The sequence below is a fragment of the Pseudomonas sp. PDM30 genome (genome assembly GCF_019218985.1).
GTDB lineage: Bacteria > Pseudomonadota > Gammaproteobacteria > Pseudomonadales > Pseudomonadaceae > Aquipseudomonas > Aquipseudomonas jessenii.
The window spans coordinates 115,739-136,670 of record NZ_JAHUWM010000001.1 but is presented as its reverse complement, the minus strand read 5'-3'; the positions used below and the strand labels follow the sequence as shown (position 1 = coordinate 136,670).

General features: G+C 61.3%; 16 protein-coding genes. 7 read left to right on the top strand and 9 right to left on the bottom strand.

The features are described from left to right. The first annotated feature begins 59 nt into the window (after positions 1-59). From KW840_RS00645 to KW840_RS00615, 7 genes are all read left to right on the top strand, one after another. Positions 60-1,028 carry a LysR family transcriptional regulator gene (locus KW840_RS00645; RefSeq protein ID WP_150814291.1) on the top strand — a complete coding sequence of 323 codons (969 nt, stop codon included), beginning with the start codon at positions 60-62 and terminating at the stop codon, positions 1,026-1,028. A 682-nt stretch (positions 1,029-1,710) separates the two neighbouring features. Continuing rightward, on the top strand, positions 1,711-2,871 hold the full coding sequence (locus KW840_RS00640) for an efflux RND transporter periplasmic adaptor subunit (protein ID WP_057713371.1): 1,161 nt from the start codon (positions 1,711-1,713) through the stop codon (positions 2,869-2,871). Next, a complete protein-coding gene (locus KW840_RS00635; RefSeq protein ID WP_218494229.1) occupies positions 2,868-5,969 on the top strand; it encodes a multidrug efflux RND transporter permease subunit in 3,102 nt (1,033 codons plus the stop codon). The genes KW840_RS00640 and KW840_RS00635 overlap by 4 nt, the downstream gene beginning before the upstream one ends. 9 nt (positions 5,970-5,978) lie before the next feature. Beyond that, complete coding sequence (locus tag KW840_RS00630; RefSeq protein ID WP_056726212.1) at positions 5,979-6,656, top strand: heavy metal response regulator transcription factor; 678 nt, start codon at positions 5,979-5,981, stop codon at positions 6,654-6,656. Further along, positions 6,646-8,010, top strand: coding sequence for a heavy metal sensor histidine kinase (locus KW840_RS00625; protein WP_218494228.1), 1,365 nt, complete (start codon positions 6,646-6,648; stop codon positions 8,008-8,010). The genes KW840_RS00630 and KW840_RS00625 overlap by 11 nt, the downstream gene beginning before the upstream one ends. A 283-nt stretch (positions 8,011-8,293) precedes the next feature. Then, a complete protein-coding gene (locus tag KW840_RS00620) occupies positions 8,294-8,518 on the top strand; it encodes a hypothetical protein (protein ID WP_218494498.1) in 225 nt (74 codons plus the stop codon). A 242-nt stretch (positions 8,519-8,760) separates the two neighbouring features. Further along, positions 8,761-10,263: a sensor domain-containing diguanylate cyclase gene (locus tag KW840_RS00615; protein ID WP_218494227.1), complete on the top strand. Its 1,503-nt coding sequence runs from the start codon at positions 8,761-8,763 to the stop codon at positions 10,261-10,263. A gap of 173 nt (positions 10,264-10,436) precedes the next feature. Here the strand turns inward: KW840_RS00615 and lpxC are convergent, their stop codons facing one another. The 9 genes from lpxC to murD all read right to left on the bottom strand — a co-directional run bounded on the left by lpxC (position 10,437) and on the right by murD (position 20,930). Beyond that, the gene (gene lpxC / locus KW840_RS00610) at positions 10,437-11,348 is read right to left on the bottom strand and encodes a UDP-3-O-acyl-N-acetylglucosamine deacetylase (protein ID WP_007916984.1); all 912 of its coding nucleotides are present in this window, start codon (positions 11,346-11,348) and stop codon (positions 10,437-10,439) included. 112 nt (positions 11,349-11,460) lie between these two features. Further along, a complete protein-coding gene (gene ftsZ, locus KW840_RS00605; protein WP_007972612.1) occupies positions 11,461-12,654 on the bottom strand; it encodes a cell division protein FtsZ in 1,194 nt (397 codons plus the stop codon). A 73-nt stretch (positions 12,655-12,727) separates the two neighbouring features. After that, complete coding sequence (gene ftsA, locus KW840_RS00600) at positions 12,728-13,987, bottom strand: cell division protein FtsA (protein WP_007989901.1); 1,260 nt, start codon at positions 13,985-13,987, stop codon at positions 12,728-12,730. A 15-nt stretch (positions 13,988-14,002) separates the two neighbouring features. After that, complete coding sequence (locus tag KW840_RS00595) at positions 14,003-14,872, bottom strand: cell division protein FtsQ/DivIB (protein ID WP_057713366.1); 870 nt, start codon at positions 14,870-14,872, stop codon at positions 14,003-14,005. A gap of 4 nt (positions 14,873-14,876) precedes the next feature. Next, complete coding sequence (locus KW840_RS00590; protein WP_057713365.1) at positions 14,877-15,860, bottom strand: D-alanine--D-alanine ligase; 984 nt, start codon at positions 15,858-15,860, stop codon at positions 14,877-14,879. After that, positions 15,857-17,317, bottom strand: coding sequence for a UDP-N-acetylmuramate--L-alanine ligase (murC, locus tag KW840_RS00585; RefSeq protein WP_007989894.1), 1,461 nt, complete (start codon positions 17,315-17,317; stop codon positions 15,857-15,859). The genes KW840_RS00590 and murC overlap by 4 nt, the downstream gene beginning before the upstream one ends. Then, a complete protein-coding gene (gene murG / locus KW840_RS00580) occupies positions 17,310-18,380 on the bottom strand; it encodes an undecaprenyldiphospho-muramoylpentapeptide beta-N-acetylglucosaminyltransferase (protein WP_218494226.1) in 1,071 nt (356 codons plus the stop codon). The genes murC and murG overlap by 8 nt, the downstream gene beginning before the upstream one ends. Next, positions 18,370-19,587, bottom strand: a complete 1,218-nt coding sequence (gene ftsW, locus KW840_RS00575) for a putative lipid II flippase FtsW (RefSeq protein WP_056726220.1) — start codon at positions 19,585-19,587, stop codon at positions 18,370-18,372. Before ftsW ends, murG begins: the two co-directional genes overlap by 11 nt. Next, a complete protein-coding gene (gene murD / locus KW840_RS00570; protein WP_218494225.1) occupies positions 19,584-20,930 on the bottom strand; it encodes a UDP-N-acetylmuramoyl-L-alanine--D-glutamate ligase in 1,347 nt (448 codons plus the stop codon). Before murD ends, ftsW begins: the two co-directional genes overlap by 4 nt. Positions 20,931-20,932: the final 2 nt, after the last annotated feature.

Genomic DNA, 20,932 nt, shown 5'->3' with positions numbered 1-20,932 from the left:
CGCCTGTAAATAAACAGAAACTTCGTGTCACAATTTGTCATTCGACGAGAGAGCACCCCATGGACACTTTGCAAAACATGCGCGCCTTCAGTTATGTGGCCGAAGCCGGCAGCTTCACCGCCGCCGCCGTGCAACTGGACACCACCACGGCCAACGTCTCGCGCGCGGTCTCCAACCTGGAAGCCCACCTGCAAACCCGCCTGCTCAACCGAACGACCCGCCGCATCGCCCTGACCGAAGCCGGCAAGCGCTACCTGTTGCGCTGCGAACAGATCCTGGCCTACGTCGAAGAAGCCGAAGCCGAGGCCAGCGACGCCCACGCACGCCCGGCCGGGCAACTGAAAGTGCACACCATGACCGGCATCGGCCAGCACTTCGTGATCGACGCCATCGCCCGCTACCGCAAGACCCACCCGGACGTGACCTTCGACCTGACCATGGCCAACCGCGTGCCGGACCTGCTCGACGAGGGTTACGACGTGTCCATCGTCCTCGCCAGCGAACTGCCGGATTCGGGTTTCGTCTCCCAGCGCCTGGGCATCACCTACAGCATCGTTTGCGCCTCGCCGGCCTACGTCAAAGCCAACGGCTGCGCACAAAAACCCAGCGACCTGCTCAACCACGCCTGCCTGCGCCTGGTCAGCCCGGTGATTCCGCTGGAGAAATGGGCCTTCGACGGCCCTGATGGCCAGGAAATGGTCACCATCAACAGCTCACCCTTCCTGGTGAACTCCGCCGACGCGATGAAAACCGCGATCATCAGCGGCATGGGCGTTGGGGTGCTGCCGCTGTACGCCGCGATAGAAGGCCTGCGCAACGGCACACTGGTGCGCGTGATGCCCAACTACCGCTCCCAGGAACTGAACCTGTATGCGATCTACCCGTCGCGCCAGTACCTGGATGCGAAGATCAAGACCTGGGTCGAGTATTTGCGTGGATCGTTGCCGGAATTGCTGGCGGCGCATCAGGCGGAATTGGCGGCGTATGAATTGAGCGGGAGCCTGGGTGGGGTTCGGGTGGCGAATTGATGGATGCCCAAACCCGGCTCACATCAGATTGATTCATTGTGGGAGCGAGCCTGCTCGCGATAGCGTTCTCACATTCAAATCTCTGTGAGCAGATACACCGCCATCGCGAGCAAGCTCGCTCCCACAGTTGGATTTGCATCAATCTGTCAGAAATTGGCCGGCTGTCAGGCTGCCTTCGCGAGCAAGCCCGCTCCCACATTTTGAATTATGCACGGTCAGGAAAATCAGGCCGGCCGGTAGGCCGCCTCGCTTTTGCTTTTGCGGTACACGCCCCCTCGAGAGGCTGAGCGCAGGTTCTGCGGAGTGGGCAACCCGGCATGGATGCCGGGTTAGCCGCCCCCGGCCATGGATGGCCGATGGCGGCGGGCCCACGGAGCAGGACCGGAGCGAGGGCACCCTGAGCCTAAGCGAAGGGCCGAACGTCAGGGGCAAGAGCCCTTGGTTACTTGGGGCTTTTCCAAGTGACCCGCCGTAAGGGCGGAACCGATAGCCGCCGTGACCGAAGAAACGGATATGCACACGGTCACCCACAACATGGTCGGCCCAGAGGCCGCCAAGACCAAACCAAACCGCAAACTGACAGCGCCGTCAGTTAGCCGTCACCCTCCTGACCGGCAAACAGGTTTATAAAGGAAACTACCTTACCCACCTACCGACCACTCAGCCCCGGCGCCCCACTCGCATGCGAATCCAGAAAAAATCCGCCCTGCTCGTCGCCCTTCTGATCGTCCTGGCAGCGCTGGGCCTGTGGTACGCCACCAAACCGGCCAAGGCCAAACTCGCCACCCCCACCGCCATCCCGGTGCGCGTGGTCGCCGTCGCCGAAAAAGACGTACCGCGCTACGTCAGCGGCATCGGTTCGGTACTGTCCCTGCACAGCGTCGTGGTCCGCCCGCAAATCGACGGCATCCTCACCAGATTGCTGGTCAAGGAAGGCCAACTGGTGAAAAAAGGCGACCTGCTGGCCACCATCGACGACCGGTCGATCCGCGCCAGCCTCGACCAGGCCCGGGCACAACTGGGCGAAAGCCAGGCGCAACTGCAAGTGGCGCTGGTCAACCTCAAGCGCTACAAGCTGTTGAGTGTCGACGACGGCGTGTCCAAGCAGACTTACGACCAGCAACAAGCCCTGGTCAACCAGCTCAAGGCCACCGCCCAAGGTAACCAGGCCTCGATTGACTCCGCCGAGGTACAGCTTTCCTACACACAAATTCGCTCCCCGGTTAGCGGTCGTGTCGGCATTCGTACCGTCGACGAAGGCAACTTCCTGCGCATGACCGACACCCAAGGCCTGTTCACCGTGACCCAGATCGACCCGATCGCTGTGGAATTCTCCCTGCCGCAGCAAATGCTGCCGACCCTGCAAGGCCTGATCAACGACCCACAGCACGCCCGGGTCAAGGCCTACATCGGGGCCGACACCGACGGCGAAACCGGCAACCTGCTCGGCGAAGGTCACCTGACCCTGATCGACAACCAGATCAACGCCAACACCGGCACCATCCGCGCCAAAGCCGAATTCGACAACGACGCACAGAAACTCTGGCCGGGCCTGCTGGTGACGGTAAAGATTCAGACTGCCCTGGATAAAGATGCGCTGGTGGTGCCGCCGACAGTCGTACAACGCGGCCTCGACCAGCACTTCGTGTACCGGGTCAATGGGGACAAGGTCGAAGCCGTGCAGGTGCAGATGGTCTATCAAGGCAGCGGCCAGGACATCATCAAGGGTGTGAAGCCGGGTGATGTACTGGTCAGCGATGGTCAGTCGCGGCTCAAGCCCGGCGCTACTGTGCAAGTGCTGACCGAGCCACCTCAAGTGGTGCGATCGGAGGCGGCGCAATGAAGGGCCATGGTTCGATTTCAGCCTGGTGCATCGACCACCCGGTGGCCACGGTCCTGCTGACGTTCGCCCTGGTGCTGCTGGGTGTCATCGCGTTTCCGCGCCTGCCGGTAGCGCCGTTGCCGGAAGCAGAATTCCCGACCATCCAGGTGGCCGCGCAACTGCCCGGCGCCAGCCCGGAAACCATGGCTTCCTCGGTGGCCACACCCCTTGAAGTGCAATTCAGTGCCATTCCCGGCGTAACCCAGATGACCTCGAGCAGTGCACTGGGCTCGACCAACCTGACCCTGCAATTCACCCTCGACAAGAGCATCGACACCGCCGCCCAGGAAGTGCAGGCGGCGATCAACACCGCCGCGGGCAAACTGCCCAAGGACATGCCGAACCTGCCGACCTGGCGCAAGGTTAACCCGGCCGACAGCCCGGTGCTGATCCTCAGCGTCAACTCCTCGCTGATGCCTGGCCCTGAGCTCAGCGACCTGACGGAAACCCTGTTGTCCCGTCAGCTCAGTCAGGTCGACGGTGTAGGCCAGGTCGTCATCACCGGTCAGCAGCGTCCGGCGATCCGTGTCCAGGTGTCCGCCGACAAACTCGCCGCCATCGGCCTGACCCTGGCGGACATTCGCCTGGCGATCCAGCAGACCAGCCTCAACCTGGCCAAAGGGGCGCTGTACGGCGAATCAAGCATTTCAACCCTGTCGACCAACGACCAGTTGTTCCACCCCGACGAATATAGCCAGTTGATCGTTTCCTACAAGGACGGTGCACCGGTTCACCTCAAGGATGTCGCGAAAGTTGTCAACGGTTCGGAAGATGCCTACGTTCAGGCGTGGGCGGGTTCGCAACCGGGCGTGAACCTTGTGATTTTCCGCCAGCCAGGCGCCAACATCGTCGAGACCGTGGATCGCATTCAGGCCGCGCTGCCGGCGCTGCAAGCGATGTTGCCCGCCTCGGTGCAGGTCAAGGTGTTGATCGACCGCACCCAGACCATCCGCGCCTCGCTGCACGAGGTGGAAATCACCTTGATGATCGCTGTGATGCTGGTGGTGGCGGTGATGGCGCTGTTCCTGCGCCAACTGTCGGCCACGCTGATCGTGTCGGCAGTGCTCGGTGTGTCGCTGATCGCCAGCTTTGCGCTGATGTACGTCATGGGCTTCAGCCTGAACAACCTCACGCTGGTGGCGATCGTGGTCGCCGTGGGCTTTGTGGTGGACGATGCGATCGTGGTGGTGGAGAACATTCACCGGCATCTGGAAGCCGGCGACGGCATGCGCGAGGCGGCGATCAAGGGCGCCGGCGAGATCGGTTTTACCGTGGTGTCGATCAGTTTCTCGCTGGTGGCGGCGTTCATTCCGCTGCTGTTCATGGGCGGTGTGGTCGGCCGGCTGTTCAAGGAATTCGCCCTGACCGCCACCTCCACCATCATGATTTCGGTGGTGGTTTCGCTGACGTTGGCACCGACCCTCGCTGCGCTGTTCATGCGCGCGCCCGTGCATCATGCCCACGACAAACCGGGCTTTGGCGAGCGTCTGCTGGCATGGTACGAAAAAGGCCTGCGCCACGCCCTCGCCCATCAGCGCTTGATGATCGGCGTGTTCTGCCTGTCACTGGGCCTGGCCGTTGCCGGGTACATTCTGATCCCGAAAGGTTTCTTCCCGATCCAGGACACCGGTTTCGTCCTCGGCACCACCGAAGCCGCTGCCGACATTTCCTACGGCGACATGGTGAAAAAACACCTGGCAATGGCGGAAATCGTCGCCGCCGACCCTGCGGTGGAAACGTTCTCGCACTCGGTCGGGGTTTCCGGCAGCAACCAGACCATCGCCAACGGCCGCTTCTGGATCACCCTGAAAAAACGCAGCGACCGCGATGTCTCGGCCAGTCAGTTCATTGACCGGATTCGCCCGCAACTGATGAAAGTCCCAAGTATAGTCCTGTACCTGCGTGCAGGGCAAGACATCAACCTCAGCTCCGGCCCGAGCCGCGCCCAGTACCAATACGTGCTCAAGAGCAACGACGGTGCGACCCTCAGCACCTGGACCCAACGCTTGACGGAAAAACTGCGCAGCAACCCGGCGTTCCGCGATATTTCCAACGACCTGCAACTGGGCGGCAGCATCACCCACATCAGCATCGACCGTAGCGCCGCTGCACGTTTCGGCCTCACCGCCAGTGACGTCGACGAAGCCCTGTACGATGCTTTCGGCCAGCGTCAGGTCAATGAATTCCAGACCCAGATCAACCAGTACAACGTGATCCTGGAACTGGATACCAAGCAGCGCGGCAAGGCCGAAAGCCTCAACTACTTCTACCTGCGCTCGCCCCTGAGCGGGGAAATGGTGCCGCTGTCGGCCCTGGCCAGGTTCGATGCGCCGACTGTCGGCCCGCTGTCCATCGCCCATGACGGGATGTTCCCCGCCGCCAACCTGTCGTTCAACCTGGCCCCCGGTGTGGCACTGGGCGATGCGGTGATCATGCTCAACCAGGCCAAGGCCGACATCGGCATGCCGACCGCCATCAGCGGTAATTTCCAGGGCGCGGCCCAGGCGTTCCAGAGCTCGCTGGCCAGCCAGCCATGGCTGATCCTGGCGGCGCTGTTGGCGGTGTACATCATTCTCGGCGTGCTCTACGAGAGCTTCGTGCACCCGCTGACGATCATTTCGACCTTGCCTTCGGCGGGCCTCGGCGCGGTGATCATGCTGTGGATTTGCGGCCAGGACTTTTCGATCATGGCGCTGATCGGGCTGGTGTTGCTGATCGGTATCGTGAAAAAGAACGGCATCCTGATGATCGACTTCGCCCTCGAAGCGCAGCGCAATGGCGGAATGTCGCCCGAGGACGCAATTTTCAAGGCCTGCATCACACGGTTCCGGCCGATCATCATGACCACCCTCGCCGCCCTGCTCGGCGCTCTGCCGTTGATGCTCGGCTATGGCACCGGTGCCGAGCTGCGCCAGCCCCTGGGGATCGCGGTGGTCGGCGGTTTGCTGGTGAGCCAGGCGCTGACGCTGTTCACCACACCGGTCATATACTTGTGGCTTGAGCGGCTATTCCATCGACCTAAACCTGCGCCAGAACCGGTGCTGGCGACCACAGACTGAGGCGGGGTCATGCGCGTTCTGATTATCGAAGACGAAGAAAAAACCGCGGATTATCTACATCGCGGCCTGACGGAACAGGGTTTCACCGTGGATCTGGCCCGCGATGGTGTGGAAGGTCTGCACCTTGCGCTAGAGAGCGACTACGCGGTGATCGTCCTCGACGTCATGCTGCCGGGCCTCGACGGCTTCGGTGTGTTGCGCGCCCTGCGTGCGCGCAAGCAAACCCCGGTGATCATGCTCACCGCCCGCGAGCGTGTGGAAGACCGCATCAAGGGCTTGCGTGAAGGCGCCGATGACTATCTGGGCAAACCGTTTTCCTTCCTTGAGCTGGTGGCACGCCTGCAAGCGCTGACCCGGCGCAGCGGCGGTCATGAACCGGTGCAAGTGAGCATCGCCGACCTGTGGATAGATTTGATCAGCCGCAAGGCCACCCGCGCCGGTACACGCCTGGACCTGACCGCCAAGGAGTTCTCGCTGCTCAGCGTACTGGCCCGGCGCCAGGGTGAAATCCTCTCGAAAACCGCCATTGCCGAGATGGTCTGGGACATCAATTTCGACAGCGACGCCAACGTCGTCGAAGTCGCGATCAAACGTCTGCGGGCCAAGCTCGACGGGCCGTTCGAAGAGAAACTGCTGCACACCATTCGTGGCATGGGTTATGTGCTGGAGAGCCGTGGTGTCCAGTAATTCCATCGCCCTGCGTCTGAGCGCAATGTTCACGCTGGTGGCGCTGCTGGTGTTCCTGCTGATCGGCTGGGCGCTGTACCAGCAGGTCGACAAGGGCCTGGGCCTGCTGCCAGAAGCCGAACTCGATGCGCGCTACAGCGTGCTCGAATCCACGGTCGGCCGTTACGGCACGCCAGAGCACTGGGTGAAGATCAACAACAAGCTCAACCTGCTGAGCGAAGAAGACAAGCGCATCAGTTTCTGGATCATCAGCGGCGATCCACACTACGAATACGGCAACCTGACCTCGCAGATCCGTGCCTTTGCCCAAGGCCCGCTGGGTACGCGCGACATGCATCTGCCGGAGCACCCGTATCCGCTGAAAGTGCTGGTCAGCGAGTTCCCGGCCAAGGACCAGCGCCCAGCGTTGCGCTTCATGATCGCCATCGACACCGAAACGTTTTTCCATACCCAGCATCACCTGCTGGTCGCACTGATCAGCCTGGCGATTGCCGGTGTTCTGCTGGCCTCGGCACTGGGTTATTGGGTGGCGCGGATCGGGCTCAAGCCGCTGATCAAACTGTCCCAGGAAGCCCAGCGCCTGGCCCCGCCGTTGCGCTCGGGGCGCTTGCGATTATCACCGTTGCCGCCGGAACTCGATCAATTCGTCAGCTCGTTCAACTCGACCCTGGAACGGGTCGAGCAAGCCTACTCGCGCCTTGAGTCATTCAACGCCGATGTCGCCCACGAACTGCGCTCGCCACTGACCAACCTGATCGGCCAGACCCAGGTCGCATTGACCCGTGGGCGCTCCGCCGAGCACTACTTCGAAGTGCTGCAATCGAACCTCGAAGAGCTTGAGCGACTGCGTTCGATCATCAACGACATGCTGTTTCTCGCCAGCGCCGACCAGGGCAGCAAGGCGACCAAGCTCACCTCAACCTCGCTGGCCGATGAGGTGGCCACGACCCTGGAATATCTGGATTTCATTCTCGAAGACGCTCAGGTCCAGGTTGAGGTCAGTGGTGACGCGCAGGTGCGCATCGAGATCGCCCATCTGCGCCGGGCATTGATCAACTTGCTGAATAATGCGGTGCAGCACACCGCGCCTGGGCAGGTGATTCAAGTGCGGATCGAAGCCCAGGAGCATCAAGTCAGCATCGGCGTCGCCAACCCGGGTTCGCCGATTGCCAACGAACATCTGCCGCGCCTGTTCGAACGCTTCTACCGGGTCGATGCGTCACGCAGCAACAGCGGCCACAATCACGGTCTGGGGCTGGCCATCGTCAAGGCAATTGCGCTGATGCATGGCGGCGATGTGTTCGTGCGCAGTGATCATGGGATGAATACGTTCGGCATACACCTTCCCGTCTGACGGGCACAACCCCTGTGGCGAGGGGGCTTGCCCCCGTTGGGCTGCGCAGCGGCCCCAAAATCTGCAACCACGATTTATCTGATACACCTTGCATACCGGATTTACGACGGCTTCGCCGCCGAACGGAGGCAAGCCCCCTCGCCACAGTGAATGTGTGCTCCCTCCTATCGATCTTTGCTTTTGCTGCAACAGTCCTTTCATGAATCCGCTCTTTTTCCCCTCGCCCCATATCCTTATCTTTGCCCGCACCAAACAGCACTTGCCAAGCAAGAAGGTTTTAAAAATGTCCAACAGTATGGGTATTGCCAGCGCTTTCGTTTTGTCCTCTTTGTTCCTGTCGCCATTGGCGATGGCGGAAGAATCGCAGACTTTCGTCGCGCATAACGCCGCACGCGCTGCAACGTTCGAAGAGCATCAGATCGGGATGACGGCCAAGGCTGCTCAAGACTCCCAAGCCCCGCAGGCATCCAGCATCCAGGCCCAGCCACTGGCCGAGAAAGACAGCTGATCCGCACCGATCACACCCGTTTCCCTCGACACTTTTCATCGGCTCTTCCCTTTGAGAAGTTGTCTTCGAAGCCGCTGCTGTCAGCGGCTTTTTTTATAGTGGCGACTCGGCCTTCATTGCAATTTGCGCAACGAAAGTCACTGACGCCCACACCCAAGATCAATCGTTCGAGGGAACGATTCACTCGGCTGCTACGTTTATGCAACTACGCTTAGAGCGTCCCTTTAGCAGACGTCAGCCCTATGACCGCAAGCCGCACCGCACATTTTCAAGGCCCGACCGGGCGACCCGAGATCATGGTGATCTTCGGCAGTACCCTGACCGTCATCTCGATCCTGTGCATCGTCACTTTCCTGCTGATCCGCGAACACGCCTACGCCCAGCAGACCGCCACACGCAGCGCGACCACCATTGCGCAACTGATCGATACCGATGTCCTGCGTACGGTCGAGCTCTATGACTTGACCTTGCAGGGCCTGATCGCCGCCGCCCAACGGGACGACCTTAAACAGGTTGCACCGCAGATCCGTCATCTGGTGCTGTTCGACCGCTCCACCACTGCGCGCTACAAGGGCGACATCCTGCTGCTGGACAAGCACGGCGACGTGCTGGCCGACTCATCATTGATCGAGCCGAAACCGGGCAACTTCGCTGACCGCGATTACTTCCTGGCCCATGCCTTCAATCGCGACACAGGCATGTTTATCAGCCGACCGTTCAAGCCACGCTGCGACTGCGATGACAGCGACGAATGGCGCATCAGTTTCAGCCGGCGCATTTCTTCGCCCACGGGTGAGTTTCTGGGTGTCGCGGTGGCGTCGATGCGCATGAGCTACTTCGACCAACTGTTCAACAGCCTCGACATCGGCAACGGCAGTACGCTGGGCATCATCAACGATGACGGGATCCTCCTGGCGCAGAAACCGTACCGGGAGCAAAACGCCATCGGCAAAAGCCTCTCCAGCCGTCCCAACGTCGTACGCATGCTGCGCGAGCGCAGTGGTACCTTTGAAAGCGTGTCGAGTGTCGATCATCAACGGCGCCTGTACACCTTTACCCGGGTCGGCAATCTGCCGCTGACCGTCATCGTGGCCCTTTCCATCGACGAAGTGTTCGCCACCTGGAACCGCACGGCCTATGTGATCAGCGGTGCAACAGGGGTCTTGTGCATTGGCCTGTTGTGGCTGACCTGGCTGCTCTGCCGCGAGCTGCGACGGCGCCAAAGTGCCGAGCAGGAATTGGCGCAACTGGCGGCCACCGATGCCTTGACCGGCGTGGCCAACCGTCGATCCCTTGATCAGACCCTGCGCCATGAATGGTTTCGTGCGCAGCGCAGTGGCAGGCCGTTGTCGTTGCTGATGATAGATGCCGATCACTTCAAGGCCTTCAATGACCGGCACGGGCATCAGGCCGGCGACGAAGCCTTGCGGGCGTTGGCCGAGGTCCTGCGCGCCAATGTCCATCGCCCGACGGATCTGGTGGCGCGCTATGGCGGCGAGGAGTTTTCGGTGGTCCTGGCCGAAACTGACAGTGAAGGCGCGAAGCAGATCGCCGAGTACATCCGCGAGGCGGTGCAGAAACTGCCACTGGTGGACGCCGGTGAGCCGCCGATGAGTGTGAGTATCGGTATTGCCACCTGGACGGCGGCCAGCGATATCAACCTGGAGCAATTGCTGTTCAGTGCCGACAAGGCGCTGTATCAGGCCAAGGAAGGTGGGCGTAACCGGGTGGTGTGTGCCGAATAGGACTTTCATTGGATGGGAGGACGCCATCGCGAGCAAGCTCGCTCCCACAGGGGAATGCAATCAACTGTGGGAGCGAGCTTGCTCGCGATGAGGTCAGCCCAGGCACTACAAACTTCGGACATAAAAAAAGGCCACCCGAAGGTAGCCTTTAAAAAACTAGAGAGGTTTTTTGCTTACACGGCCGCAACCGGACGCATGTAAGAGATCGGTGCGGTGCTGGCGTCTTCGAACGTCACGACTTCCCAGGCATCTGTCTGCTCAATCAACTTGCGCAGCAGCTGGTTGTTCAGTGCGTGGCCGGACTTGAAGCCCTTGAACTCACCAATCAGGCTATTGCCCAGCAGGTAGAGGTCACCAATTGCATCGAGAATCTTGTGCTTCACGAATTCGTCTTCATAGCGAAGGCCGTCTTCGTTCAGTACGCCATCGGCGTCGACCACAATAGCGTTTTCAACGCTGCCGCCGAGTGCGAGGTTGTGCTTGCGCAGGTACTCGATGTCACTCATGAAACCGAAAGTACGGGCGCGGCTGACTTCTTTTACGAACGAAGTGCTGGAAAAATCCACGCTTGCACTTTGGGTGCGGTCCCGGAAAACCGGGTGATCGAAATCGATCTCGAAGCTCACCTTGAACCCTTCGAAAGGGACGAAAGTGGCGCGCTTGTCGCCGTCTTCCACTGTCACTTCACGCAGGATGCGGATGAATTTCTTGGCGGCGTCCTGTTCTTCCAGGCCTGCCGATTGAATCAGGAATACGAAGGGTCCAGCGCTGCCATCCATGATCGGGACTTCGGACGCGGAGAGCTCGACGTAGGCGTTATCGATGCCCAGGCCAGCCATGGCCGAGAGCAAGTGCTCTACCGTGTCCACTTTGACGTCGCCATTGATCAGCGTGGTCGACATAGTGGTTTCACCGACGTTTTCCGCGCGGGCAGGAATTTGCACCACAGGGTCGAGGTCAGCGCGACAAAACACAATGCCAGTGTCGACAGGCGCAGGCTTGAGGGTCAGGTAGACCTTCTCCCCGGAGTGCAGGCCTACACCTGTGGCACGGATAATATTTTTCAGTGTGCGTTGTTTAATCATGGCTTGGGCCGCTTCAGCGCAAATTGCGAACTGGTATCAACAAAGGCTGGCGATGATAGCAGACCACGCCTTTGCTGAACACCAATCACCTTCATAGCCCTGATACATTCCATCAATCGGCCTGACGACGCAGGAAAGCCGGGATGTCCAGGTAGTCCAGATCATCTTGCGGATTCATCTTCGCGGCAGTCGCAGCACCGGCCTGAGCCTGGTTGCGCATGACGGTCGGACGGTCCAGGTCACGGTAGTTCACCGCTGGAGCTTCCTGACGAACAGGGGCCTGTTGTTGTGGCTGTGCAGCCATCGAGGTGTGGACGGTGTTGTCGATGACCTTCACAGGCTTCTCGATTTTAGCGCCCAGACCTGTGGCAACGACAGTCACGTGCAGCTCGTCGCGCATGTCCGGATCGATAACGGTACCGACCTTGACCATCGCGTGCTCGGAGGCGAATGCCTCGATGATGCTACCCACGTCGGAGTATTCACCCAGGGACAGATCCGGACCGGCGGTAATGTTCACCAGGATGCCGCGAGCGCCTTGCAGGTTCACGTCTTCCAGCAGCGGGTTGCGGATGGCCGCTTCGGTGGCTTCGCGTGCACGGTTCGGACCGCTGGCGCAGCCAGTGCCCATCATCGCCATGCCCATTTCGCTCATCACGGTACGCACGTCGGCGAAGTCGACGTTGATCATGCCCGGACGCTTGATGATGTCGGAGATACCGCGGACGGCACCGGCCAGTACATCGTCTGCCTTGGCGAAAGCCGACAGCAGGCTGGCGTCTTTACCGAGGATGGTCAGCAGCTTCTCGTTGGGAATGGTGATCAACGAGTCGACGCTTTCGGAGAGCATACGGATGCCTTCGTCGGCGATCTGCATACGCTTGCGGCCTTCGAACGGGAACGGACGGGTCACGACCGCAACGGTCAGGATGCCCATTTCCTTGGCCACTTCGGCGATGATCGGCGCAGCACCGGTACCGGTACCGCCGCCCATGCCAGTGGTGATGAACACCATGTTGGTGCCCTGCAGCACTTCGGCAATGCGCTCACGGTCTTCCAGAGCGGCTTGACGGCCGACTTCAGGGTTGGCGCCAGCGCCCAGACCCTTGGTCACGCCGGTGCCCAGTTGCAGGATGGTCCGCGCGCCGATGTTTTTCAGCGCTTGAGCATCGGTGTTGGCGCAGATGAACTCGACGCCTTCGATGTTGCTCTTGACCATATGGTTGACAGCGTTGCCGCCGCCACCGCCGACACCGATAACTTTGATTACCGGGCTTGCGGGGATGTTGTCTACGAGTTCGAACATTTTCCCTCTCCTTTACATTCTCTAGTTTTTTCGCCTACTGCGTGCTTCGGTGTAACGGTATTGCGGTAAATCTTCAGAAATTGCCCTGGACCCACTTCTTCAGGCGGTCCAGCAGCGGAGCCTGTGGCTCTTCGTTGCTGTAGCTGTCGCGACTGCCGATGCCCGAGAACGAGATGCCGTCGGACTGCTTCTGCAGGCCGTACATCAACAGGCCGACGCCGGTGGAATAGATCGGGTTGCGTACCACGTCATCCAGACCTTTCACGCCGTGAGGCACGCCCAGGCGCACCGGCATGTGGAAGATTTCCTCGGCCAGTTCGGTAGCGCCTTCCATCTTCGAAGTACCGCCGGTCAGCACGATGCCGGCCGGGATCAGGTCTTCGTAGCCGCTGCGGCGCAGTTCGGCCTGGATCAGCGTGAACAGCTCGTCGTAGCGCGGCTCGACCACTTCGGCCAAGGCCTGGCGGGACAGTTCGCGCGGCGGACGATCGCCAACGCTTGGCACCTTGATGGTTTCACCGGCACCGGCCAGTTTGGCCAGGGCACAGGCGTAGCGGATCTTGATTTCTTCGGCGTACTGGGTCGGAGTGCGCAACGCCATGGCGATGTCGTTGGTCACCTGGTCACCGGCAATCGGGATTACCGCGGTGTGACGGATCGCGCCTTCGGTGAAGATCGCGATGTCGGTAGTACCGCCACCGATGTCCACCAGGCACACGCCCAGCTCTTTCTCATCATCGGTCAGTACCGAGTACGCGGAAGCCAGTTGCTCGAGAATGATGTCGTCGATTTCCAGACCGCAGCGGCGCACGCATTTTTCAATGTTCTGTGCGGCGTTGACGGCGCAGGTGACCACGTGGACCTTGGCTTCCAGACGTACGCCGGACATGCCCAGCGGTTCGCGGACGCCTTCCTGGTTATCGATTACGTAATCCTGCGGCAGGGTGTGCAGCACGCGCTGGTCAGCCGGGATCGCCACAGCCTGGGCAGCGTCGAGCACACGCTCAAGGTCCGCCGAGCTGACTTCGCGATCACGAATCGCCACGATGCCGTGGGAGTTCAGGCTGCGGATGTGATTACCGGCCACGCCGACGAACGCCGAGTGAATGCGGCAACCAGCCATCAGCTGCGCTTCTTCGATGGCGCGCTGGATCGATTGCACGGTGGACTCGATGTTCACCACCACGCCTTTTTTCAGGCCACGGGACGGATGGGTGCCGATCCCGACGATTTCCAGCGTGCCGTCGTCCGCGACCTCGCCCACCAGCGCCACCACCTTGGAGGTGCCGATATCGAGACCGACGATCATTTTGCCGCTTTGCACGTTTGCCATGGGTCCTGCCTCTTCTTAATTCTTCGCGACAGCGGGTTGGGCTGCCGTGGGCGCTACAGGTTCCCGCCAGCCAACAGCGAGGCCGTTGGCGTAGCGCAGATCGATGCGCGCAATGTTCGTAATCTGTTCTTTGAGCGTCTTGTCATAGATGGCGATGAAACGGCGCATCTTTTCCACCTGGTTGCCGCGTCCCAGCAGCAGTTCGATCCCGGGACCCGCACTGCCGGGGCCGGTGGTCAGGAACCAGCTGCCGCGATCACGCAGTTCGAGGCGTGCAATCGAGAAGCCCAGCGGCCTGAGCATCTGGCTCAGTACCTGGTATTGCTGCATCACTTGCTGCTGAGCCCGCTGTGGGCCGAACAGCTGTGGCAGGTGTTCATAGTTCGCCAGCTCGCGCGGGGTGAAGGCCTGGCCCTGGTTGTTCAACAGCGACTCGTCGCCCCAACGGGCCACTGGCAGTTGTTCTTCCAGGCGGATCACCACTTGATCCGGCCACACCCTGCGCACCTCGGCGTGGGCAATCCATGGCATCTGTTCCAGCTCGGTGCGCATGCTCGCCAGGTCGATGGTGAAGAAGCTCGACGCCACGTAAGGGGCGATCCGCTGCTGCACCGCTTGCTGGCTGATGTAACTCAGGTCGCCCTGCACGTTGATCTTGGTGATCGGCCTGTCGGCATACGGCAACAACCGTGTCGCGCCTTCGTAAGTACCGAACCCCAAAGCCACCAGCAGTACCGGCCAGAACAACGCTTTGAGAAAACCGAAGTTGGCTTTCGGCAGGCGCGCGGACATCGGCTCTTTGGCCACCATTCGGCTGGCACCCCGCGGTACCGGCTTGCGGCCGGTCGGTGCGGTGGGCTGATGTCTGAGCTGAGCGCCTTGCATGGCCTTAACCTCTCGTCGACTCTTGGTTACCGGCAGTCTTGCCGACAACGCTCTCGGCCAGAATGGCCAGGACCAGTTGCTGGAAATCCAGACCGGCGGCACGGGCCGCCATCGGCACCAGGCTGTGATCGGTCATGCCCGGTGCGGTGTTGACTTCCAGGAACCAGAACTGCCCTTCGGCGTCCTGCATCACGTCTGCCCTGCCCCAACCGGCGATACCCAGCGCTTCACAGGCTTTCGCCGTGAGGTCCATGAGTTCCTTTTCCTTGGCGCTGTCCAGACCGCACGGAATGCGGTACTGGGTATCGTTGGCGATGTACTTGGCGTCGTAGTCGTAGAAGCTGTGCGTGGTGCCCAGGGCAATCGGCGGCAACACCTGGTCACGCAGGGTGGCGATGGTGAACTCCGGACCGTGAATCCATTGCTCGACCAACACTTGCGAATCGTAGGTACTGGCCGCTTTCCATGCGTCGATCAATTCGGACGCGGAACTCACTTTGGCCATACCGATACTTGAACCTTCATGGGCCGGTTTGACGATCAAAGGGAAGCCCAGTTCCGTCGCCGCCGAAATACAATCGGCCTCGCTGCTCAGTACCGCGTGACGTGGGGTTGGAATGCCCAGGCTGTGCCAGACCTGCTTGGTGCGCAGTTTGTCCATGGCCAGGGCCGAAGCCAGGATGCCGCTGCCGGTGTACGGAATGCCCAGGCATTCGAGCAAGCCCTGCATGCTGCCGTCTTCACCACCACGGCCGTGGAGGATGATGAAGGCGCGGTCGATTTTTTCGTTGAGCAGACGCTGCAGCAGGTCATCGCCCACGTCGAGGCCGAACGCGTCCACACCGGCGCTTTGCAGTGCGTCCAGAACGGCGTTACCCGACTTCAGGGAGACCTCACGCTCGGCGCTCTTGCCGCCGAACAGCACGGCGACGCGGCCGAAGTCTTTCGGCGCGATCGTGGAGACCAGGTTGGCGTAGGCAACAGTCATTTCAACTTCCCCTTCTCCGGTGCGGCAACGGCACCGGCGAACAACTCACTTTTCAACAGTTTTGGTGCGAGACCGCCGATATCACCGGCGCCCTGGCACAGCAGGATGTCGCCGGCGCGCAGCAGCGGCTTGACTACTGGCGCGAGGTCGACGCCACGCTCGATGTAGATCGGGTCGAGCTGGCCACGCTGACGGATGCTGTTGCACAGCTTGCGGCTGTCGGCGCCCGGAATCGGCTCTTCGCCGGCCGGATAGACTTCCATCAGCAGCAGTACGTTGGCGTCGGCCAGCACATTGACGAAATCGTCGTACAGGTCACGGGTGCGGCTGTAACGGTGCGGCTGGTAGACCATCACCAGGCGGCGCTCCGGCCAGCCACCGCGTACGGCCTTGATCACGGCCGCGACTTCCGTCGGGTGGTGACCGTAGTCATCGACCAGCATCACATTGCCGCCGTCCACCGGCAGTTCGCCGTAGACCTGGAAGCGTCGGCCGACACCCTGGAACCCGGACAGGCCCTGGACGATGGCTTCATCGCTGACGCCTTCGTCGGTGGCGATGCAGATGGTCGCAAGGGCATTCAATACGTTGTGGTTGCCCGGCATGTTCACCGAAACATCCAGTGGCTCGCGGTCGGGACGCAGTACGGTGAAGAAGGTCTGCATGCCTTGCTGGCGCACATTGATGGCGCGCACGTCGCAATCTTCGCCAAAGCCATAGGTAACGGTCGGGCGCTTGACCTGCGGGAGGATTTCACGCACCACCGGATCGTCCAGGCACACCACGGCCAGGCCATAGAACGGCAGGTTGTGGAGGAATTCGACGAAGGTTTTCTTCAGCTTGTTGAAGTCACCGTCGTAGGTCGCCATGTGATCGGCGTCGATGTTGGTGACCACAGCCACCAGCGGCTGCAAGTGCAGGAAGCTGGCGTCGCTTTCGTCGGCTTCGGCGATCAGGTAGCGGCTGGTGCCAAGCTGGGCATTGGTGCCCGCGGCATTCAGGCGGCCACCGATCACGAATGTCGGGTCCAGGCCACCGGCAGCGAACACCGAAGCGATCAGGCTGGTGGTCGTGGTTTTGCCGTGGGTACCGGCAACGGCGATACCGTGGCGATAACGCATCAGCTCAGCCAGCATCTCTGCACGTGGCACCACCGGGATACGGCGTTCCAGCGCGGTAGCGACTTCCGGGTTGGACGTGTTCACTGCGCTCGACACCACCAGCACGTCGGCGGCCGCGGCGTTCTCGGCGCGATGGCCGATGAAGATCTGCGCGCCGAAGGACTCCAGGCGTTCAGTCACCGGCGAAGCCTTCAGGTCAGAGCCGGACACGGCATAACCCAGGTTCAGCAGCACTTCGGCAATCCCGCACATGCCCACACCGCCGATACCGACGAAGTGGATGCGACGGATACGGCGCATTTCCGGTTGCGGCATGGCTTTCTGACTCTCAACCATGGGCCACCTCCAGGCAGCTATCGACGACGTTACGGGTGGCATCGGGTTTGGCGAGGCGGCGTGCCGCGGTAGCCATTTCGTTGAGTCGTTGTGGTTGCATCAGGACCTCTGTCAGGCGAGCGGCAAGATCCGCTGCGCCAGTCGTTCTTTGTGGCATCAGGAAGGCTGCGCCTTCACGGGCCAAATATTCGGCGTTGCGGGTCTGGTGATCGTCGATGGCGTGAGGCAAAGGCACCAGCATCGAGGGCAGACCGGCGGCGGCCAGTTCACTGATGGTCAGCGCGCCTGCGCGACATACCACCAGGTCGGCCCAGCTGTAGGCTTGGGCCATGTCTTTGATGAAGGGCTGCACCTGTGCCTCGACGCCAGCCGCGCGATAACGCTCTGCAGTCACTTCATCGTGGTTTTTGCCGGCCTGATGGAACACTTCCGGACGCAAATCGGCAGCGACTTGCGACAGGGCTTCAGGCAGCAACTTGTTCAACGGTTCTGCGCCCAGACTTCCGCCCAGGATCAGCAAACGCGCCTTGCGACCGGCCAGGGCAGGTCGCGATGTCTCGAGGAACAGCTCGGTGCGCACCGGATTACCGGTGGTCCGGCGGCTGTCCGACAGGGTAAAGGTGTCGGGGAACGCTTCACAGACTCGGGCGGCCAACGGCACCAGCAACCGATTGGCGGTACCGGCAACGGCGTTCTGTTCGTGAACGATCACCGGTACACCGGCCAGTTTGGCCGCGACGCCGCCAGGACCGGTCACAAACCCACCAAAGCCAACGACGCAGACCGGCTGCAGACGGCGAATAATCGCCCGCGCCTGCCAGACCGACTTGAACAACATGAACGGTGCCTTTAGCAGGGACAATTTGCCCTTGCCGCGCAGACCGCTGGCATTGATCCGATGCAGTTCGATACCGGCCGCCGGCACCAGTTCGTTCTCGATCCCACGCGGGGTGCCGAGCCAGTGCACGGTGTAGCCGCGCGCCTGGAATTCGCGGGCACACGCCAGCGCCGGGAACACGTGGCCACCGGTACCGCCAGCCATGATCATGACGTTAGCGCCCATGGTTCGGCTCCTCGGCGAAGTCGCTCTCATGGAACTCCATCTCTTCGCTGCCCAGGTGGGTTCGACTTTCCCACTCGATGCGCAGCAACAAGCCGAGACAAGCGCAGCAAATCACCAACGAACTACCCCCATAACTGAGGAACGGCAGGGTCAGCCCCTTGGTCGGCAGCAGGCCGACATTCACGCCGATGTTGATCAGGAACTGGCCGATCCACAGGAACGACAGACCGTATGCCACATAAGCTGCGAAAAACTGCTTGGCCTTTTCAGCCCACAAACCGATGTACATGCCACGAATACACACGAAGACAAACAGTGCCACGGTGCACAACGAACCCACCGCACCCAGCTCTTCGGCCAGGACCGAGAACACGAAGTCAGTGTGGGCTTCCGGCAGGTAGAACTGTTTCTGCACGCTGTTGCCCAGACCCACGCCCAGCCATTCGCCGCGACCGAAGGCGATCAATGCCTGGGACAACTGATAGCCAGCGCCGAACTGGTCGGCCCATGGGTCGGCAAAGTTGGTCAGACGCGCCATTCGATACGGCTGCATTTGAATCAACAGCACCACTGCACCGACGGCCAGGACCACCATCAGGGAAAAGCGGAACAACCCGACGCCGCCAAGGAACAGCATCGCCGCCGCGGCCCCCATCATCACGACGGTGGCACCGAAGTCCGGCTCCATCAGCAGCAGGCCCGCCATCGGCAGCAGCACGATGAACGGCTTGAAGAAGCCCATCCAGCTTTCACGCACTTCTTTCTGGCGACGCACCAGATAACCGGCGAGGTAGATCACCACGAACACCTTGGCGATCTCGGATGGCTGGACGTTGAAGAAACTGAATCCGATCCAGCGCATCGAACCGTTCACCTCACGGCCGATCCCCGGGATGATCACCATCACCAGCAGGCCGAACGCCCCCAGCAGCATCAGCCAGCCCAGGCGTTGCCAGGTGGCAATCGGGATCATCATGGTGACGATGCAGGCACCCAGGCCCAGCACCACGTAAATAAGGTGGCGAATCATGTAATACAGGGCGCTGCCCGACTGCACGGCCGCCACTTCGGTCGATGCCGAGGCGATCATGATCAGCCCCAGGCCGAGCAACGTCAGGCAGCCGGCGAGCATCGGGAAGTCGAGGTCGATACCGCGCCCGGTGATGAGCGGCGATGGATACGGCTTGATGATGCCTTTGAGGCTCATGCCAGATCCTCCACGGCTTGGACGAACTGGTGACCACGGTCTTCGTAGTTCTTGAACATGTCGAAACTGGCGCAGGCAGGCGACAGCAGCACCACGTCGCCCGGCTGGGCTGCAGCGCGGCATTGCTCGACGGCTTCGACCAGGGAACCGGCGCGGATCAGCGGTACGGCATCGCCGATGGCTTCACCGATCTTGTCGGAGTCACGCCCCATCAGGACCACGGCGCGGCAGTTGGCCGCCACCGGATCGCGCAGGTCCTTGAACTCGGCCCCCTTGCCGTCGCCACCGGCGATCAGCACGATCTTGCCGTCGATGTCCGCGCCGAGGCCTTCGATGGCCGCCAGTGCGGCACCGACGTTGGTGGCCTTGGAATCGTTGTAGTAACCCACACCGTCGAGGTCACGGACCCATTGGCAGCGATGCTCGAGACCGGCGAAGGTGCGCAGGCTCGACAGCATGGCATCGAACGGCAGGCCGACCGCATGGCCCAGGGCCAGGGCTGCCAGGGCGTTGGACTGGTTGTGGGCGCCGCGAATCTTCAATTCGCGCACTGGCATCAGGTTCTGGAATTCGAAGCCCAGGTATTTCTCGCCGTCTTCTTCACGAATACCGAAAGCCTTGAAATCGGGTTTGCTCAGGCCGAAGGTCCAGCATGGCTGCCCTTCGCCCATCAGCGGACGACTCAAAGCGTCCTGGCGATTGACCACGAACTGCCTGGCGCCACGGAAGATCCGGTGCTTGGCCAGGTGGTAGGCCGGCAGACCGCTGTAACGGTCCATGTGGTCTTCGCTGATGTTGAGCACGGTCGCGACTTCGGCGTTGAGTTGATCGGTGGTTTCCAGCTGGAAACTCGACAGCTCCATCACATACAACTCGATATCGTTGCTGAGCAGGTCCAGCGCCGGGGTGCCGAGGTTGCCGCCGACGGCAACTCGCTTGCCAGCCGCAGCCGCCATTTCGCCGACCAGCGTGGTGACGGTGCTTTTCGCGTTGGAGCCGCTGATGGCCACGATCGGCGCCTTCGCGTTACGCGCGAACAGCTCGATGTCACCGGACAATTTCACGCCACGGGCGGCGGCGGCCTGCAGGGCCGGGGTCGCCAGCGCCAGGCCGGGGCTCACGTAGAGCTCGTCGGCGCGGCACAGGAACTCGACATCCAACTCGCCACAACGCACTTCCACGTGCGGATAGTCACGCTTGAGCGCGGCCAGTTCCGGTGGATTTTCCCGCGTATCGGCCACGGCAAACGCCACGCCCCGGTTCGCCAGGAAGCGAACCAGGGACATGCCGCTCTTGCCGAGGCCGACAACGATGCGGAAGTGGTCAGAAGCGATCAGAGACACTT

Bases quoted from the DNA above. Each gene is read 5' to 3' on its own strand.
- murC (WP_007989894.1), bottom strand. From the start codon at position 17,317: ATGGTTGAGAGTCAGAAAGCCATGCCGCAACCGGAAATGCGCCGTATC.
- KW840_RS00590 (WP_057713365.1), bottom strand. From the start codon at position 15,860: ATGACTGTTGCCTACGCCAACCTGGTCTCCACGATCGCGCCGAAAGAC.
- KW840_RS00620 (WP_218494498.1), top strand. From the start codon at position 8,294: ATGTCCAACAGTATGGGTATTGCCAGCGCTTTCGTTTTGTCCTCTTTG.
- murG (WP_218494226.1), bottom strand. From the start codon at position 18,380: ATGGGCGCTAACGTCATGATCATGGCTGGCGGTACCGGTGGCCACGTG.
- KW840_RS00645 (WP_150814291.1), top strand. From the start codon at position 60: ATGGACACTTTGCAAAACATGCGCGCCTTCAGTTATGTGGCCGAAGCC.
- ftsA (WP_007989901.1), bottom strand. From the start codon at position 13,987: ATGGCAAACGTGCAAAGCGGCAAAATGATCGTCGGTCTCGATATCGGC.
- KW840_RS00635 (WP_218494229.1), top strand. From the start codon at position 2,868: ATGAAGGGCCATGGTTCGATTTCAGCCTGGTGCATCGACCACCCGGTG.
- KW840_RS00630 (WP_056726212.1), top strand. From the start codon at position 5,979: ATGCGCGTTCTGATTATCGAAGACGAAGAAAAAACCGCGGATTATCTA.
- KW840_RS00640 (WP_057713371.1), top strand. From the start codon at position 1,711: ATGCGAATCCAGAAAAAATCCGCCCTGCTCGTCGCCCTTCTGATCGTC.
- KW840_RS00615 (WP_218494227.1), top strand. From the start codon at position 8,761: ATGACCGCAAGCCGCACCGCACATTTTCAAGGCCCGACCGGGCGACCC.
- lpxC (WP_007916984.1), bottom strand. From the start codon at position 11,348: ATGATTAAACAACGCACACTGAAAAATATTATCCGTGCCACAGGTGTA.
- ftsZ (WP_007972612.1), bottom strand. From the start codon at position 12,654: ATGTTCGAACTCGTAGACAACATCCCCGCAAGCCCGGTAATCAAAGTT.
- ftsW (WP_056726220.1), bottom strand. From the start codon at position 19,587: ATGAGCCTCAAAGGCATCATCAAGCCGTATCCATCGCCGCTCATCACC.
- KW840_RS00595 (WP_057713366.1), bottom strand. From the start codon at position 14,872: ATGCAAGGCGCTCAGCTCAGACATCAGCCCACCGCACCGACCGGCCGC.